Below are 2,956 nucleotides of genomic sequence, written 5' to 3'. Positions count from 1 at the left end.
CCCCCCTGCGGCAGGCTCACAACGCCAACGTCCAGCGGATGCTGGTGGGTTTCACGGTGGCCCGAAGACGCCGGGCCCGCCGCTCTCTCTGAAGACCTCACGGGCCCGGGGGAACACAGGCGTCAGCCCGGCGCCCACGTGATCACCGTGAAACCCACCACCATGACAGGACCGCTCTTTCACGAGGCTTCAGAAGCCGGGAGAACGCGAGGCGCCCGTCACAGCAGCCAGTCCAGAAGCCCCAGCCGGGGCGATCTGGAACCGCCTACACACAGGATTTGGTTGTCCAGGACGACATGGACCTCCTTCCCCGCATGCGGCTTGACGGCCTTCTTCAGGAACGCCAGGACGTTCGCGCCGTTCCGGTTCGGCTTGCACTCGCCCAGCACTTCACCGGTCGTGACGTTCAGCGCGGCGAACAGGTGCGTGGTGCCGTGCCGGACGCAGTCGTGGGTGCGCTTCTCAGCTGCCGCGAAGGCCACCGGCAGCACCGGCTGGGTCCGGTCCAGCGCCTGCACCTGCGTCTTCTCGTCGACCGACAGCACCACGGCATCGCCGGGCGGGGCCAGGTACAGACCGACGATGTCGGTGACCTTCTGTGCGAACGCCGGGTCTTTCGAGATCTTGAAGGTGCCCAAACGGTGCGGTTTCAGATTCTCCTCACGCCAGATGCGGGCAACGTAATGCCAGGAGCCTTTTTGATGTGTAGATCATGAGGGTGAGGATCGCGGTGGCGACTGACGTGAGTCTGTTCGGGCTGATGCGGGCATGGCGGAAGATCCTCCGCTGCTTGATCCGGGAGGTCGTTCGCTCGACTGGAGTGCGTAGGGCGGCGTGGACTGTGTTCGACCTCTTGTGTTTGTAGGGGAGTTCGGTCTGTGGACAGCGCTTGATCGGTGTGATCACGGTGCCGCCGGCGCCCTGGTACCCCTGGTCCGCAAGGATCTCCAGGTGCAGCTGGGTGCAGATGTCGATGATGCCGTGTTCACGGGTGGCCTTCACATCGTGGGTGCTGCCGGGCGGGGCGGGCGAGAGCTACAGCAGTCTCCCCTCCTCGGCCGTGATGACCTGCAGGTTCACGCCTTCCCGGCGGACTTTTCCGGAGAAGTGCCCCGTGGCCGCTACCCGGTCGGTCTCGGCGACGGTGCCGTCCAGCAGCGCGTACCCGTTGGCGTGGTGGCTGGTGAGTGCTTCCGTCAACGAGGGAGCGAACCTGGCGAGTTGCCCGATCGTGTGGTTCACATAGCGCCAGGCGGTCGCCGTGCCGATGGCAAAGCCAGCCGCGAGCTGTTCGAGCGTGTCGTGCTTACACAGGTGGACCAGGGTGCACCGGGCCCGGTCGACCGGCCGGAGCCTGCAGGACCGGTCGTCTTCCGCCGCGACGAGGACCATCGTCACCAGCTCCAGGAGGTCCTCGTCGAGGTCGCATGCGGCAGGATAGGAGAACACGGGGCATCTCCGCAGGTCAGGCTGGTTGTGGTGACCTGCCAACCAGCGGGATGCCCCGTCCGTCACGCCACCGTCAACACCCAACGACCACACCACCCTCAGGCCGTACACGTGGAAAAGACTCCAGGACACCGAAATGCCCTCGCGCCGCTTCAACTGGCCGGCCAGCGTTCGCGTCGACCAGTGCGAGAGCCCGGAATCCGCCAGCGGAGACATCCTCGTCAAGGCGATCACCCGGGCCCGCACCTGAGGCGTCACCTGAGTTCGTGGCCCGCCTCGGCGTTTGTCCTCCAGCCCGGCAACGCCCCGCTCGTCGTAGCGGGACTTGCAGCGGTCCACCGTCAGCGGTGCCACACCGGCGAGCTCGGCGATGTCCTTTCGCGGACGCCCTTCGGCCGACCACAATCACGATCCGTGCGCGAAGCGCCACGAAAGGCAGCACATCCCACGAACCCGCAACTCCCGCAGCTCAGCCATCCGTTCAGAGGAGAGATCCATACTAGACTCAACGATCACAGACGCCTCAGGTTACATAAACAGCATCACGAGACGCTAGAGGAGGCTGGTTAAAGTGAAAGCCAATTTGCGCAGCAGTGTTCTGCGTCACGTATCACTCTTACTGTGTGTTGCATTAATCTCCTTCGGGGGCGCGGCTGCGGTCGCCGCCGCCCCAATTAAGGGAAAAGTTGTCAATACTTCACTAAGTGGTCAATTATTGAAGGAACGTAACCTGGGGGACCAGATCGCCGGGGGGCGGCAAGCTGACGCGCCATCGGAAGGGGAGCGCCTAGTCGACCCGGCTACCGCTATTGCGACTTTAGTGGCTGTAGGTAAGAAGTGCTTCCCTGGCGGAGTTTCCGTTGAATTTAAGAAATTTATGAGTGAGAAGGGAGGTACAGGCAAGGTTAGAATTGATAAGGTCAAGGAGTACTGGGAAGGTAAATATAAAGGCAATAATAAACTAACTAGAGGTGTTGTGAAAGCTTTTGGGGGGAAAGTTGCTGCAGTGGCTAAACTCTTCAAGTATGCTGTTGAGTTTGGTGTTGAGGGCTGCGGGGGGAAATTCGTCACTACCATCTGGAAGGCAGTAAAGGGTATCCTGGGCGGCGAGAAGCCTACTTCTCAAGGTTACATTGACTATGTGAAGAGCGTCTTTAGTGAGGATATCGGTAAGGTTAACCCTGAAGCGAAGGATGCTCCGGCGCTCACGAGTGATCAAGAGAAGGGTTTGGATAAGGTGTAGTGTCGGCGTAAAACCTCATGTTTGCAGCCAGGGCTATTTTGGAGGTTGCATTTCCGCATGTACACAGCGACACGCCGATGTTGGTTGCGGATGGTCAACTGGCGTGATCACTGTCTTGTGTGGCGTTGGTAAGGTCGTTTATCTTCCGAGTTCATGGGCGGGGCTCAGGATGTTTCGGTGTTGTCCGGAGCCTTTTTCATGCGTACGGCCTGAGGGTGGTGTGGTCGCTGGGTGTTGACGGTGGCGTGACGAACGGGCCATCCC

Annotated in this window: 2 protein-coding genes and 2 pseudogenes; 1 reads left to right on the top strand and 3 read right to left on the bottom strand. The window is 61.1% G+C overall.

All coding sequences use genetic code 11. The features are described from left to right. Nucleotides 1–218: 218 nt before the first annotated feature. The 3 genes and pseudogenes from AZE13_RS39530 to AZE13_RS39520 all read right to left on the bottom strand — a co-directional run. On the bottom strand, nucleotides 219–638 hold the full coding sequence (locus AZE13_RS39530; protein ID WP_220127649.1) for a hypothetical protein: 420 nt from the start codon (nucleotides 636–638) through the stop codon (nucleotides 219–221). 22 nt (nucleotides 639–660) lie between these two features. After that, nucleotides 661–1,392: pseudogene (locus tag AZE13_RS39525) on the bottom strand (transposase family protein). 231 nt (nucleotides 1,393–1,623) lie between these two features. Continuing rightward, nucleotides 1,624–1,854, bottom strand: a pseudogene (locus tag AZE13_RS39520) (helix-turn-helix domain-containing protein); the annotation flags it as partial. Between the two features lie 415 nt (nucleotides 1,855–2,269). Between AZE13_RS39520 and AZE13_RS36630 the strand changes: the two are divergent. Further along, complete coding sequence (locus AZE13_RS36630; RefSeq protein WP_147264826.1) at nucleotides 2,270–2,692, top strand: hypothetical protein; 423 nt, start codon at nucleotides 2,270–2,272, stop codon at nucleotides 2,690–2,692. Nucleotides 2,693–2,956 lie beyond the last annotated feature (264 nt).

The sequence above is a fragment of the Streptomyces sp. NBRC 110611 genome (assembly GCF_001590865.1).
Lineage (GTDB): Bacteria > Actinomycetota > Actinomycetes > Streptomycetales > Streptomycetaceae > Streptomyces.
This window is presented reverse-complemented; position numbering and strand designations above follow the sequence as displayed.